This is a genomic window from Kribbella sp. NPDC048915, from assembly GCF_040649595.1.
Classification (GTDB): Bacteria; Actinomycetota; Actinomycetes; order Propionibacteriales; family Kribbellaceae; genus Kribbella.
Genome location: NZ_JBEZFT010000051.1, coordinates 36,196 through 50,222, shown reverse-complemented (window position 1 = coordinate 50,222; position 14,027 = coordinate 36,196). Strand labels below are relative to the sequence as shown.

The 14,027-nt window shown below is 68.8% G+C and carries 13 protein-coding genes; 8 read left to right on the top strand and 5 right to left on the bottom strand.

Translation table 11 applies throughout. The annotated features are described in order from the left end of the window. Positions 1-286: 286 nt before the first annotated feature. Both AB0B82_RS23720 and deoD read right to left on the bottom strand, forming a co-directional pair. Positions 287-664 (bottom strand): hypothetical protein, encoded by a 378-nt coding sequence (locus AB0B82_RS23720; protein WP_360172368.1) that lies wholly within the window; start codon positions 662-664, stop codon positions 287-289. A gap of 215 nt (positions 665-879) precedes the next feature. After that, positions 880-1,593, bottom strand: a complete 714-nt coding sequence (gene deoD, locus AB0B82_RS23715; protein WP_360172365.1) for a purine-nucleoside phosphorylase — start codon at positions 1,591-1,593, stop codon at positions 880-882. A gap of 39 nt (positions 1,594-1,632) precedes the next feature. Here deoD and nudC point away from each other — a divergent pair, with 39 nt between their 5' ends. Continuing rightward, positions 1,633-2,556, top strand: coding sequence for an NAD(+) diphosphatase (gene nudC, locus AB0B82_RS23710; RefSeq protein WP_360172362.1), 924 nt, complete (start codon positions 1,633-1,635; stop codon positions 2,554-2,556). Positions 2,557-2,568: 12 nt separating this feature from the next. Here the strand turns inward: nudC and AB0B82_RS23705 are convergent, their stop codons facing one another. Both AB0B82_RS23705 and AB0B82_RS23700 read right to left on the bottom strand, forming a co-directional pair. Further along, a complete protein-coding gene (locus AB0B82_RS23705; RefSeq protein ID WP_360172359.1) occupies positions 2,569-4,938 on the bottom strand; it encodes a hypothetical protein in 2,370 nt (789 codons plus the stop codon). A gap of 121 nt (positions 4,939-5,059) precedes the next feature. Next, positions 5,060-5,299, bottom strand: coding sequence for a mycoredoxin (locus AB0B82_RS23700; protein WP_360172356.1), 240 nt, complete (start codon positions 5,297-5,299; stop codon positions 5,060-5,062). Between the two features lie 100 nt (positions 5,300-5,399). Here AB0B82_RS23700 and AB0B82_RS23695 point away from each other — a divergent pair, with 100 nt between their 5' ends. From AB0B82_RS23695 to AB0B82_RS23675, 5 genes are all read left to right on the top strand, one after another. Beyond that, the gene (locus AB0B82_RS23695) at positions 5,400-7,517 is read left to right on the top strand and encodes an ATP-dependent DNA helicase UvrD2 (RefSeq protein ID WP_360172353.1); all 2,118 of its coding nucleotides are present in this window, start codon (positions 5,400-5,402) and stop codon (positions 7,515-7,517) included. Between the two features lie 348 nt (positions 7,518-7,865). After that, positions 7,866-8,063, top strand: a complete 198-nt coding sequence (locus tag AB0B82_RS23690; protein WP_360172350.1) for a hypothetical protein — start codon at positions 7,866-7,868, stop codon at positions 8,061-8,063. 149 nt (positions 8,064-8,212) lie between these two features. Then, positions 8,213-8,500, top strand: coding sequence for a WhiB family transcriptional regulator (locus AB0B82_RS23685; protein WP_131285495.1), 288 nt, complete (start codon positions 8,213-8,215; stop codon positions 8,498-8,500). A 31-nt stretch (positions 8,501-8,531) separates the two neighbouring features. Next, positions 8,532-8,750 (top strand): hypothetical protein, encoded by a 219-nt coding sequence (locus AB0B82_RS23680; protein WP_360172347.1) that lies wholly within the window; start codon positions 8,532-8,534, stop codon positions 8,748-8,750. A gap of 152 nt (positions 8,751-8,902) precedes the next feature. Next, on the top strand, positions 8,903-9,070 hold the full coding sequence (locus AB0B82_RS23675) for a hypothetical protein (protein WP_360172345.1): 168 nt from the start codon (positions 8,903-8,905) through the stop codon (positions 9,068-9,070). Between the two features lies 1 nt (position 9,071). Here the strand turns inward: AB0B82_RS23675 and AB0B82_RS23670 are convergent, their stop codons facing one another. After that, positions 9,072-9,863, bottom strand: a complete 792-nt coding sequence (locus AB0B82_RS23670) for a DUF899 domain-containing protein (RefSeq protein WP_360172342.1) — start codon at positions 9,861-9,863, stop codon at positions 9,072-9,074. Positions 9,864-9,993: 130 nt separating this feature from the next. Here AB0B82_RS23670 and AB0B82_RS23665 point away from each other — a divergent pair, with 130 nt between their 5' ends. Next, positions 9,994-11,466, top strand: a complete 1,473-nt coding sequence (locus tag AB0B82_RS23665; RefSeq protein WP_360172339.1) for an MFS transporter — start codon at positions 9,994-9,996, stop codon at positions 11,464-11,466. 231 nt (positions 11,467-11,697) lie between these two features. After that, positions 11,698-13,959, top strand: coding sequence for a N,N-dimethylformamidase beta subunit family domain-containing protein (locus tag AB0B82_RS23660; RefSeq protein WP_360172336.1), 2,262 nt, complete (start codon positions 11,698-11,700; stop codon positions 13,957-13,959). Positions 13,960-14,027: the final 68 nt, after the last annotated feature.

Sequence of the window (14,027 nt, the reverse complement as noted above, 5' to 3'; positions counted from 1 at the left end):
GTCGTAGGAATCTCCGGGTTTCCGCCCCACGGTGGGTTCACCCACGGTGTTGTGGGTTCCGCACCCCTCACACGGGTCAGGAACCCACACCACGATGGGTGAACCCACCGTGCGAGGACGCTCGCGGTCGTCCGGCGCCGGCGCCAGCGCCGGCTCGGTCACCCGGCCCCGGGCCCTGCCATGGATCGGTCACACGCGCCGGATATCCGCTCGTGTTGGGGGTGCCGGGGGAGTACGCCGCGGACGTTCCTCGCGCCGGACCTCTGCCCGGTCCGGCGATGTTGCGTCACTCGGCGCCGCAGCGGGTTTTGCAGAGGGTGTCGGTGAGGGTGAGGATCGCGCCGGGGGCTTCCGAGCTGGATTCGGTGGAGAAGTCGATGGTCCAGTTGCCGGCCTTGGTCGAGCCGGCGGGCTTGCCTTCGAGTTTGTTCAGCCAGTCGACGATCGGCTGCCGCGGGTTGACGTGCGCAATTTCCAGGACCTGTGGAGCGACCGCGGCCAGTTTCGTTGTCGCCTCGGCCGGTGCGCCGGATGCCTGCAGTGACAGCACCGGGGGACGCGGGTGGTCACCGAGGAGCACCTGCACCGACGTGGTGCCTTGGGTACACCGCTCGTAGGCCTCATCGGTGCTGCAGCTGTACTTATTGGCCTTCAACGCGGCCACGACCTGCGCGGCGGTGAGGTCCGGCAGCGTCGCGTCGGCTCCCGGTGAGGTCGGCGTACCAGCCGAAGCAGATGGCGCAGCGGATGGTGTAGCAGGCAGCGTGGTCGACGTGCTCGGGCTGCTGCCAGACTCGGACGACGGCTCCTCGTTGCCGGAGCAGGCGGTGGTTGCGGCGAGCAGCGCTGCGCTGGTCAGCGCAGCGCCGTACCAGCGGTTCAGACCGGCACCTCGATCGCTGCGTCAAGGGCGATCGTGATCATCTCGGAGAACGTCGTCTGCCGCTCTTCCGCGGTCGTCACCTCGTGGGTGATCAGGTGGTCGGACACGGTCATGATGCCGAGCGCGCGGCGGCCGAACTTGGCGGCCAGTGTGTACAGCGCGGACGCCTCCATTTCGATGCCCAGGACGCCGTACTCCGCCGTCCGCGACACCAGGTCGGGGCGGTCGTTGTAGAACAGGTCGCCGGAGAACACCTGGCCGACGTGCACGTTCAGCCCGGCCGTCTCGGCCGCGTCCACCGCCGCGCGCAGCAGCTGGTAGTCCGCGGTCGGCGCGTAGTCGATGCCGTGGAAGCGCAGCCGGTTCATCTGCGAGTCGGTGCTCGCGGACATCGCCACGATCACGTCGCGGACCCGGACCGCCTCGGTGAGCGCGCCGCAGGTGCCGACCCGGATCAGCGTCTGGACGTCGTACTCCGCGAACAGTTCGTGCGCGTAGATCGCTGCGGACGGCTGGCCCATGCCGGAGCCCTGGACCGAGATGCGCTCACCCTTGTAGGTGCCGGTGAACCCGAACATGTTGCGGATCTCGGTGTAGCAGGTCACGTCGGACAGGTAGGTCTCCGCGATCCACTTGGCCCGCAGCGGGTCCCCCGGAAACAGCACCCGGGGCGCGATCTGGCCCTTCTCGGCGGCGATGTGAATGCTCATGCCGGGATGCTCTCATGGAGCCGGGGTAGGTTGAGTCATGTGGCCTACTCCATCGCTCCCGGTTCACTAGCCCTGTCCCGGTCCGTCCTGGACCGCGCCGCCGACCGCCGTCGTGACGACGACTGGCTGGACAAGGCCTGGGCCGCTCCGGACACCCAGGTCGTCGTCGTGGCCGGTGACAAGATCCAGGTGCTCGACGACCGCTCCGCACTGCGTTTCGTGGCGCCGGCCGCGGCACCGGACGGCATTCGCATCTTCCTCGGACTCGACCGCGAGACCGGCGCCGGCATGACCGCCGAGGGGCGGGCCGTCTTCGGCGTGCTGGTCGAGGGCGAGGCGGACGAGTCGTACGGCGGTCTGCGCGAGCTGGGCGCCGTACTGGACGACCGTGAGGCCGGGATCGCGGTCCACATGATCGGACTGTCCAACTGGCACGGCGTCCACACCCACTGCGCGAACTGCGGTGCGCACACCGAGGTGGTGGAGGCCGGCCACGTCCGCCGGTGCCCGGTCTGCGGGCTGTCGCACTTCCCGCGCAGCGACCCGGCGATCATCGTGCTGGTCACCGACGACCAGGACCGGGCGCTGCTCGGCCGCAACGAGGCGTGGCCGCCCGGCCGCTACTCCACGCTGGCCGGTTTCGTGGAGCCCGGCGAGTCGCTGGAGGCCGCCGTACGGCGTGAGGTCCTGGAGGAGACCGGGGTGATCGTCGGGCCGGAGATCTCCTACGCGGGCAGCCAGCCGTGGCCGCTGCCCGCGAGCCTGATGCTCGGGTTCTACGCCAAGGCGACCGGGTTCGACATCGAGGTCGACGCGGACGAGATCGCCGAGGCGAAATGGTTCACCCGGGACGACGTCCGTGCGCTGGTCGAAGCCGGCACGATGGCCCTCCCGGGTGCCATTTCGATCTCCCGCCGCCTGATCGAAGGCTGGTACGGCGACAGCCTCACCGGCAGCTGGTGACCACCCCTCCCGTCACCGGCCCACGTTCGACCGCGCCGCAGCGATCCTGATCAGGGCGCCTTCCCAGCGCTGCACCGATCCGTCCGCCTCGAGCTGCCTCAGCTTGCGGTCGACGGCGAGGACATAGGCCGCGTGGTTGGGCCAGTCCGCCTTCGCGTCCGGCAGGGTGTCGGTCAGCGTGCACCCGTAGCTGAGGAAGCGGTTCTGTACGTGGCTGTCGACGTTGCCGGTCCACACCGTCGCTCGGAGGTCCGACTGCGGACACGAGTCGGTCGGCGGTGTGTAGGAGGCCAGGTTGGTCGGGTTGATGTAGCCGTCCGGGCGAAGCAGCGTGTAGTAGGTGCCGTTCGGTGTCTGTGTGAGCCGGTTGAGTCCCCGGTTGCGCAGTACGGTCGCCTGTCCACTCAGGATGTCCACGACGAACAGCCGGCCACCGGTGACGCCGTACAGGTAGCCGTCACGCCAGGAGAGCGCTCCGTCCTGTGAGCCGGTCACTCCGCTGAACACCGGGAGCAGTCGCTTGACCGCACCGGTTGCCGGGTCGATGGCGAAGACGATGCCGTCGGCGAGGCCCCAGATGTTGCCGTCCGGGCCGGTGATCAGCTCGTTGACGCTGGCTGCTCCGGCCACCGGCACGACGTCGGCGAGCACCTGTCCGGTCGACGGGTCGACCTTGATCAGATGCGCCTCGGTGGCGACCGGCTCGGTGCCCTGCCCGCCTTCGATGCTGGAACCGACCCAGACCGCCGACCCGGACGGCACGATCGAGGAGATCGTCTGGTCGGGCACCAGGTTGCGGTAGACCGTGTGGCTGCCTGTCGGTACGTCGTACACGGTCAGCGCGCCGCCGTACTCGCCGTACGCCGGTGTGGTTCCGACGTACACACGGTCGCCGGCGGGTACTACTGCGACCGGGCGGTTCTGGTGGTCGCTGTCGACCAGGCTGAACAGTTCCTTCGGGTTGGTCGGGCTGTCCGGCTGGGTGGGGTCCCACAGCGAGAGGCGTCCGTACGGGTAGATGCCGACGTACATCTTGCCGTTGCCGTCCCACGCCCAGCCCTCCACCTGGCCCTGCCGGGTGGTGACGGTGGACTTACCGGTCTCAGGGTCGTAGATGGCCGTCGAGCCGTTCAGGTACACGTTGACGAACACCTTGCCCGTGGCGGGGTCGGCCAGCGTGTGCATGAGCGGCGAGGGCACGTACTGGAACGGTGAGCTCCACTGCGCCAGCGTCCCGTCCGCAGGGTTGTAGCGGAACGTTCCGCCGGAGTAGTTGCCGGCCAGCCCGTACAGCACCTGCTGGCCGTTCTCTGTCACCCACCCGTAGCCGATGGAGGCGCCACGGGTCACAGTGCGCGGCGGCGTGACCGGACCGACCGTGTCGGTCTCCAGGTCGTAGTGCGTGAGCGAGAGCGTGTTGTTGGTGAAGTAGACGCCACCCGGGCCTGCGGGCGAGACACCGCGGGCAGCGATCGGGTAGTCCATCACCAGCTCGCCGGTGGTGGCGTCGGTGTACTTGATCTGCTCACCGGTGACCGCATCCACGACAACCAGCCGGCTGCTGGCGTTCGCGAACACCTTCCCGCCGGCGTAGTCCAGGTCGATGAAGTCCTTGGCCGTCGTACCCGGGGGAGTGATGTCCTCGACCGTCTTGGTTTCGGGGTCGATGCGGAGCAGGCGGGCGTTCGGCGTGGAGACACCGACGAACAGCTTGTTGTGGTCCGGGTCGTACACGGTGGACCGCGCGTACTGCTGCACCGGGTCGAGCGAGCCGTAGTCGGTGACCTCGCCGGTCGTGGTGTCGTACTTGAAGGCGTGCGCGTTCGGGTAGGTCCCGGCGTACACGTTGCCCTCGGGGTCGGCGGTGAGGCCGTAGATCTGCGACTGGCCGGGGATCGGCTGCCCCAGGTCGGTCACTTCACCGGTGACCGGGCTGTAGCGGTACAGGTGCGCGTTCGCGTACGTACCGAGGTAGACGTCGCCGTTCGGTGTCACGACGATCGCCCAGCCGCCGGCCGCACCCTGCAGCGGCACGGTGCGGAGCAACTCGCGGGTGTGCAGGTCGACGACGTTCAGGCGTGCATTCTCCCCGGCGGGTACGGCGTACACGACGTCGCGGCCGTCCGGCGTACGGCCGACCGCCCCTTCCATGATCGTCAGCGAGCTGACCGGCGAGCCGAGGTCCTGGATCACCTCGGCGCTCGGCGCGAACAGCTTGGACGGCGTACCGAGCGGCCAGTTCTCCGACGGGAACTGATCGGGTATGCCGTCCGGACGGTCGCCCGGCGGCGCCGCGCCCGCGGGCAGACCCGCGGTGAGCAGCAGGCCGAGCGTGGCGGCAAGGGTGATCAGGGCACGGCTGACGTGACGGCGCTGGAACATGGGCGGACTCCCTGCGACGTGGTTCATCGCAAGGTATATCGGTCATGACCGTAAAGTCCATAACTCAGGCGCTATGACCTGAGTTCGCGCTCCCGGACCGCTCGGTCCGTAACCCGGTCGGTCAGGCGACGAGCTTGTCGGCGACCTGCGCGAGCGACGGGTTGGTCATCGCGGTGCCGTCGGCGAAGACCACGGTCGGCACCGTCTGGTTGCCGTTGTTGAGCCGCTCGACGATCTTCGCGGCCTCCGGGACCTGCTCGATGTCGATCTCGGTGAACTCGATACCGGCGCGCTTGAGCTGGCCCTTGAGGCGGTGGCAGTAGCCACACCACGGCGTGGAGTAGATCGTCAAAGCCGACATCGGCGGACTCCTCGAGGAGCTGGGAGGGGTTTTGTCGGGCCGCCCGTCTAGGGTTGCCTTCGACGTATCCGAACCATGGTGCAGGTGGTGCTGTTCCCGTATGTCCCAGCCCGTGAGCGACTTCACACGCCCCGCCTCCGCCGAGGCCCTGCTCGAGGCCCTCGACCCCGAGCAGCGGGCGGTCGCGACCGCGCTGCACGGCCCGGTCGTGGTGATGGCCGGTGCCGGCACCGGGAAGACCCGCGCCATCACCCACCGGATCGCGTACGGCGTGCAGACCGGGACGTTCGACCCGGTCCGGGTGCTCGCGGTGACGTTCACCCAGCGCGCCGCGGGGGAGATGCGCGGGCGGCTCGCGCAGCTCGGCGTCCAGGGCGTGCAGGCCCGCACATTCCACTCCGCCGCGCTCCGGCAGGCCCGCTTCTTCTGGCCGAAGGTGTACGGCGGGGAGCTGCCGCCGATCGCGGACCGCAAATTCCCGCTGCTGACCGAGGCGGCGTCGCGCTGCCGGGTCCGGGTGGACACGCCTGCGCTGCGCGACCTGGCCGGTGAGGTCGAGTGGGCCAAGGTGAGCAACGTCCGGCCGGACGACTACGCGCGGCTGGCGCCCCGGGCCGGGCGTGCGCTCGCGGCCTTCGACCCACCGACGATCGCCCGGATCTTCGCGGCGTACGAGGACGTCAAGCTGGAGCGCGGCCGGATCGACCTCGAGGACGTGCTGCTGTGCACGGTCGCGCTGCTCGCGGAGGACGAGCGGGTCGCCGCGGAGATCCGCCGGCAGTACCGGACGTTCGTCGTGGACGAGTATCAGGACGTCTCGCCGCTGCAGCAGAGCCTGCTCGACCTGTGGCTGGGCGGCCGTGAGGACGTCTGTGTGGTCGGTGATCCGGCGCAGACGATCTACTCGTGGGCCGGCGCCGATCCGGAGAACCTGGTCCGCTTCAAGGCCCGGCACCCGTCGGCCACGGTGATCAAGCTGGTCCGCGACTACCGCTCGACCCCGCAGATCGTCGACGTCGCGAACAAGATCCTCGACGCGGCCGGTCCGACCGGACTGCCCGGGCGGGTCACGCTGCGCTCACAGAAGGAGGCCGGCCCGATTCCGGTCTACCGCGAGTACTCCGACGAGGTCGCGGAGGCCGATGCGGTGGCGCGGGCCGTCGTACGGCTGAAGGACGAGGGGGTGCCGCTGCGGGAGATCGCGGTGCTGTTCCGGACCAACGCCCAGTCGGAGAACTTCGAGCAGGCGCTCGCCGAGCGGAAGATCCCGACCGTGCTGAAGGGTGCGGAGCGGTTCTTCGAGCGGGCCGAGATCCGCCAGGCTGCCGTGCTGCTGCGCGGTCAGGCGAAGGCCGGTCAGGGGACGGACGATCTGGTGACGACGGTGACCGGCGTACTGGCCGGGGCCGGGTGGACGCCGGAGCCGCCGACGGGGACCGGCGCGGTCCGCGACCGGTGGGAGTCGCTGAGCGCGCTCGTGGCGATGACGACCGACTTCGCAGCGGAGCACCCAGACGCCGGGCTGCGCGAGCTGATGGCCGAGCTGGACCGGCGGGCGACCATCCAGCACGCGCCGCTGGCCGAAGGCGTCACCTTGGCCACGCTGCACGCGGCCAAGGGCCTGGAGTGGGACTGTGTCTTCATCGTCGGGGCGCACGAGGGGACGCTGCCGATCAGCTACGCCCAGACGCCGGTCCAGGTGGAGGAGGAGCGGCGGCTGTTCTACGTGGGAGTAACCAGGGCGAAGCAGCAGCTGTTCGTCAGTTGGTCCACCTCACGGTCGCCGGGCGGCCGCGGGCAGCGCGGGCCGACCCGCTTCCTGGATCCGATCGGCGTGCGGTCGGCGCGGACCGAGTGGTCCCCGTCGCCGTCCTCCGCCCGTGAGCGCTCGGCGGCCGAGGCGCGCTCCGGGCGGCCGATCCCGAAGTGCCGGGTGTGCGGGCGCGGTCTGCTCGACGCTGGCGCGCGCAAGCTCGGCCGCTGCGAGGACTGCCCGTCCACGATCGACCAGAAGCTGTACGACGCGCTCGTCGCGTGGCGTACCGAGCAGGCGGAGTCCGAGCGGATGCCGGCGTTCGTGATCCTCACCGACGCCACCCTGACCGCGATCGCCGAGACCCGCCCCGAGGACGCCCAGGCGCTCCGCCAGATCCCCGGCATCGGCCACACGAAGCTCGCGAAGTACGGCGAGAAGATCCTCAACCTCTGCACCCGCTGATGCCCGTTCGGGCAAAAAATGTTGCCAGCCACGCGATCGGGGGCGCATCCTGGAGGACGTGCCGCGTTCTGCTGCTGGCAGACGTGGCAGTTAGGTGACAAGGGCAACGATCCCGGAGCGTGCGGAAGGCGTCCCGGAGCGTGCCGGAAGTGCGGGGCCGACGGGTAGATCCGGACGTCGGAGCGGCAACTTCCGGCCAACTTCGCAAACTGGCGATAAATAGTTTGCGGGCTCCGGCGCGGACGGCGTACTGTTCCTTCTGCGGTCGAAGCCTGACCGAAAACTTCAAACCACCATAGCGATCGAGCTAACCGCCCGCTTCGCCACAACGAGAGGAGGTGCCCTGGGATGAACATCAACACCGTCAAGAAGCCGTTCGGCGACGTTTTTGCGCTGCCGTGCGCCCTGATTCCGGGCGCCTCGCCGCGTCTTCACGTCGCGACCGTTGTGCTGATGGCTTCCGGCGCTGCCCTGTTCCAGGGCGGAGCTGTCGCCGATGTGAAGTACGGCGGTTCGGGTTCTCGAGCATGGAGTCCACCGGTCTGACAAGCGTCAGAGCCGGCACCTCCAAGGCCGCGGAACCCGACAAGGGTCCCGCGGCCCTTTTGTTTGTCCACAGATTTGGCGGCTGTCAACCGGCAGCTGTCACCGACGACAAGAGACCAGCACCGAAAAGTCACTGGGAGGTGACCGGAATGAGCGTTAGCTTCCTCGATGTCTTCACCGAGGTGGCAACGTCGCAGGACCTGCCCTGTCGGTCCTACGCACCAGAACTCTTCTTCGCCGAATCGCCGGCGGACGTCGAGTACGCCAAGTCGCTGTGCACCACCTGCCCGCTGAAGGCCGAGTGCCTGGCCGGAGCGCTCGAGCGTTCCGAGCCGTGGGGAGTGTGGGGCGGCGAGCTGTTCGTCCAGGGTGTGGTGGTTCCGCGCAAGCGGCCCCGGGGGCGCCCCCGCAAGAGCGACACCGTTACCGCAGCCTGACGACCGACCCTTATTCGAATCGAGTCCGAACGTGACCACTCAGATTTTCACCAGGAGCACCGAAATGCATTTACTTCATGAAGATCTCGCCCGTGCTCATTGTCGTGCCTCACTGAAGGCCGCAGAGCAGAACCGGCGCTTCCGCCTCGCTCACCAGATCGAGAAGGCGCAGAAGCAGGCCGAGCGGGCCAGCAGGCGAGCGGAGAGGGCCAGTGCACGGGCGCGCCTCTACCTCGCACGCATGGTCTGATCCACCACAGAAACACAGCCTGACCAGCTGAACGACCAGGGGCGGCACCCGGCACCGGGTGTCGCCCCTCAGCTGTGCTCTCCCGGCGGCCGCGGCTCAGAGCGGATGATTCGGTCACCCCGTCCGCGCGCCGCCGGTGTCACACTGAAGGCGTGACCCGAGCAACCTGTTCGCTGTGCGGTCAGCAGGCGGAATCCGAGGACCCGCCGCTGACCTGGGCGACCTCCGTAGAAAACGGCCGCAAGCTCCTGTACTGCGACCGCTGTGCCCGCGAGAACGTCCGCAACTTCGAGGGGAAACTCGACTCCGCCTACTGGTGAGTCACACCTCGTACTGATCCGGGACGCGCATCGCCGGCCCGCCGACGTGCAACCCGAGCGGTTCGGCCCTCCCGGCCGGCTCCTCCCACGCCTCCTGCCGTCCGAGCACCGTGAGATCGAGGTACCGGTAGCCGTTGTGGAAGTCCTCGATCCCGCGTCCGAACGTCGACCAGGTGTGGAAAACCTCGTCGTCGACCCGCAGGAACGTGCTGATCCCGGGCATCTCGGTCCCGTTCAGGTCCGTGGTCCACGGGCCGTCCGTCCACGGCGTGCCCTTCTCCATGGCCAGCTCATCCTGCGTCCGGAAATGCAGCATCACCGGCGCCACCCGGTCGTCGAGGGTGGCGTGGAAGTCGAAGTTGAAGCTGCTCCGGTACGACGAGTACCACGGGAACGTCCAGCCCAGGCGGTCCTTGAAGCCGGCTAGCTTCTCGTACGGTGCGCGCGAAACGGCGACCAGCGAGGTGTTGCGCACGTGCAACTGGCGGAGGTGGCCGATCTCGTCGGCGGCGGACGAACAACTCGGGCAGGCCTCGTCCCAGTCCGGCGCGAACATGAAGTGATGCACCACGAGCTGCTGCCGCCCGTCGAACAGGTCCAGCAGCCTGACCGGACCGTCCGGACCCTCGAACTCGTACTGCTCGGCGACGCGAACCATCGGCAGCCGACGGCGCTCCGCGTTCAGCCGGTCCCGGGCCCTGGTCAGCTCCTTCTCCTTCGCGAGCAGCTCCCGGCGCGCGACCAACCACTCCTCGCGCGTCACGACCTCCGGCAGATTCCCGATCTTCGCCACCGTCGAGCTCCTTCCGTCCGCGGACTCACAAGGCTAGAGGTCCGGAGGGACAAATCGGGTCGGCTGTCGATTCGGGCTCGGTTCGGTCGACGCAAGGAGTGAAGACACCTCCTCGGGAAGGACCGGAGCCATGACACTCAGCCGCGAAGCGGACCCCGTGACCACCGGCAGGCGGCAGTGGATCGCGCTCGGCGTGCTGTGCCTGGCCACGCTGCTGGTTTCACTCGACCTGTTCGTGATGCTGCTCGCGGTGCCGGCGGTCACCGAGGCGCTCGGTGCGTCCGCCGGGCAGCAGCTGTGGATCCTGGACGTGTACGGGTTCATGGTGGCTGGCCTGATGATCACCATGGGCACGCTCGGTGACCGGCTCGGGCGACGCCGGCTGCTGCTGATCGCCGCCGCCGTGTTCGGGGTCGCTTCGGTCGTGGCGGCGTACTCCGTTTCGCCCGGCATGCTGATCGGCGCCCGCGCGGTGCTGGGGATCGCCGGAGCCGCGATCGCGCCGTGCACCCTGGGCCTGATCTCGGCGATCTTCCCGAACGAGCGGCAGCGCGCCACCGCACTCGGCGTCTGGGGCGCCTGCTTCACCGTCGGCGCGGTGATCGGGCCCATCGCGGGCGGCGTCCTGCTGAACCACTTCTGGTGGGGCTCGGCGTTCCTGATCGGCGTCCCGGCGATGGTCGTCCTGCTGGCGGTGGGTCCCTTCCTGCTCCCGGAGTACCGCAACGAGCAGTCGGGGCGGATCGACGTACCGAGCGTGGTGCTGTCGCTGGCCGCGATTTTGCCGGCGATCCACGGGCTCAAGCACCTGGCCTCCCACGGCGCCGACGTCGAGGCCGCGGTGGCGCTGGTGGTCGGCGCGGTGTTCGGTGCGATCTTCGTACGGCGGCAGCTGCGGCTGGCGGATCCGCTGGTCGACGTACGGCTGTTCACGCGGCGGACGTTCAGCGTGACGCTCGGCAGCATGACGGCGTACTCGATGCTGTCCGGCGGAACGATGGTGTTCGTTGCGCAGTACTTCCAGCTGGTGAAGGGGATGACGCCGCTGGCCGCCGGGCTTGCTCTGCTGCCCGGGATGATCACGTCGACGCTCAGCTTCCAGATTGCGCCCTGGCTCGCGCAGCGGATCCGGCCGGGCCTGCTGATCCCGACCGGCATCGCCTGCACCGTCGCCGGGATGGTCGTGATCAGCCAGAGCACCTCGACCACGGTGCTGATGCTGGCGTTCGCCTTCGAGTGTTTCGGGCCGGGTGCGCTCGTCACGCTGGGGACGAACTTGGTCATCGGGTCGGTGCCGCCGGAGCGCGCTGGGTCGGCCGGTGCGCTGACGCAGACGGGCAACGAGTTCGGTTACGCGCTCGGGATCGCCGTACTCGGCAGTGTGGTCACGGCGGTGTACCGGAGCCGGACGGACGGCCGGCTCGGCAACTCGCTGGGCGAGGCGGTCGGCAGTGGCGCCGGCGGCGACGTACTCGACGAAGCCCGCGACGCGTTCACCTCAGGCCTGCACGCCGCTGCTGGCCTGACGGCTGTGGCGCTGACCGGGGTGGCGATCCTGCTGGCCGTCACGCTGCGACGGCTGCCGGCCCTCGGCCGTCGGTGAAGCTCGGTCGTCGGTGAAGCTAAGCGGTCGGTGAAGCTCAGCGGTCGGTGAAGCTCAGTCGCTTCCAGGCGGTCGTCATTCTGTGCCGTCCGCACTCGGGCAGGCACGGGGCGTTTCGGACCTGGCCGATTCGGTCTCGGATACGCAACGAAATCGCCGCACAGGGCATTTGTTCCCTACTCTTCCGCGGGGGGAATCCGCCACCGTCCATTCTTCCCTGGGGGGAAACAAATGTTCCGCAAGCTGCTTGTGGCAGCCCTTGCCCTGATCGTTGCGACTGCCGCCCTCGTGTTCGTCGATCGGGCTGCCGACGCAGCTGCGGCGAACGTCTCGATCACTGCGACGCAGGCGACCACCGGGACCACCACGCTGACCTATCGCGCAACCGTCCTCAAGGCCGGCACGATCCGCGAAGTCACGATGGCGATCCCGGCCGGCACCAGTGGCCGGGTCACGTCGATCAACGGCACCGTCAGTTCGGTGACCCGGACGGTACTGCGCTGGCGCCCGGCGAAGGTTGTCAAGGTCGGGGTCGGCGCCCGGCTGGTGATTCCGCTGTACGGGCTGAAGTTGCCGGCCGGTGGCCCGTGGACCCTGGGCTTCAAGTCGATGGGTACGGCGAACCAGGTGATCACCTCCGGCGCGGGCGTCCTGCAACCGCTCCGTACGTACACGCCGCAGGTCGCGGTGGTCACGTCGAACCCGATTCCCGGGAAGACAACGAACATCGTCTACCAGGCGACAGTCACCCGCGCCGGCGCGCTGGCCGCCGTACGGATGCAGCTGCCGACCGGCGCGACCGGCCCGTACACCACGGTCAACGGCACGCTCACGGTCAGCAGCGGGTATGCGACCTGGAAGCCGAAGGCGCCGATCAACGTCGCGGCCGGTGCCCGGCTCGGGATCCCGGTGAACGGTGTCAAGCTGTCCCGGTTCGGCGGAACCATGAGCCTGAGCGTGCAGGCGACCACGTCGACCGGCACCGTGCTGACGTCGGGCTCCACCAGCGTCACCTACATCGCGCCTCCGGCGGAGATGCCTGCCCTGGCCGAGGATGCGATCGCCCAGCCGGCCCCGGGCTGCCCGACGGCCTGGCCGACCACGACCGCCGAGAACGCCAAAGCCGGCACGGCCGACTGGGTGATCTCGACGGCCGCGAACCCGAACCTGGCCGCCTACCTGACCAAGGTTTCGGCCGCCTGCGGCGACACTGTCGACCTGAAGGTCACGTCCGGCAACAACGTCAGCGTCGTCGCGTACCGGATGGGGTACTACGGCGGCCTCGGAGCGCGCGAGGTCTGGCGGCAGGACGACGTACCGACCGTGGTGCAGCCGAAGCCGACCACCGGTGGTCAGACCAAGGACGGCAAGCCGCTGAACATGACGACGGCCGAGAACTGGACCAAGACGCTGACTCTCTCGGTGGACAAGGACTGGGTGCCCGGGACCTACCTGATCAAGGTCGTCGACGGCGCGTCCGCGACGTACGCACCGCTGACGGTCCGCGACGACACCGGCAACAAGCACGCCTTGCTCATCCAGCAGGCGACGGCCACCTGGCAGGCGTACAACTCCTACGGCGGCGTCAGCTTCTACACCAGCCTGTCCGCAGGGTCGGGCCGGCTCACGTTCGACCGTCCGTACAACGAGGGCCAGGGCTCCGGGCAGTTCCTCACCCTCGAGCAGGGCCTCGTCTTCTGGGCCGAGTCGAAGGGCCTGGACGTCACCTACTGGACCGACAACGACCTCGACCAGTACGGCGGTCAGGTGAAGGACCGCGCCGGTACGTTGTTCTTGCCCGGCCACGACGAGTACTACTCGCTGCGGATGCGGGCCGCGATCAGCCAGGCGATCGCCCGCGGCGTGAACGTCGCGAACCTCGGCGCGAACACGGCGTACCGGCTGATCACCTTCACCGACGAGACCCGCCGCGCGTGGGACATCGACCGGTACACCGACGGCTACAACTCCACCACCTGGCGGTACCAGGGCGATGCGTACGCGTCGCAGCCGCTCCTCGGAGCCGACTACATCTGCGCGGTGACACCCGGAGACCTGACTACGACCAGTAACTGGATCTTCAAGGGCGTCCCGACCGGCACCAAGCTGAAGGGCTTCATTGCCGGCGAGGTCGACGACGTCTGGCCGGGGCTCTACAAGCAGCCCGGGCTGACCACCGTGGCCAGCGGGAACGCGACCTGCCACACGAACGGCCGGGTCGCACCGATGAAGACCACCGTCTACACGGCGCCGTCCGGTGCGCGCGTGCTGAACGGGTCGACGTTCGCCTACGGCTGCTTCCTGATGGCCCGCTGCCCGTCCAACTGGAACGTGACCGTCGACGCCGCCGCACAGCAGGCGGCCGCCACGATCGTCGGCAACATCACCCAGTGGGTGTCGCGCGGCACCATCACCGTGCCGGCCGACACGACGGCCGCGAAGGTACGCGTCGCGGTACCGAAGTACAAGCTGGCGACGTCACCGCAGGGCTGACCTCGACGAAGTCGTGGTCGTTGGGGCTGGTCACCGTACTGACCGGCCCCATCGCCTTGCTGACCGGC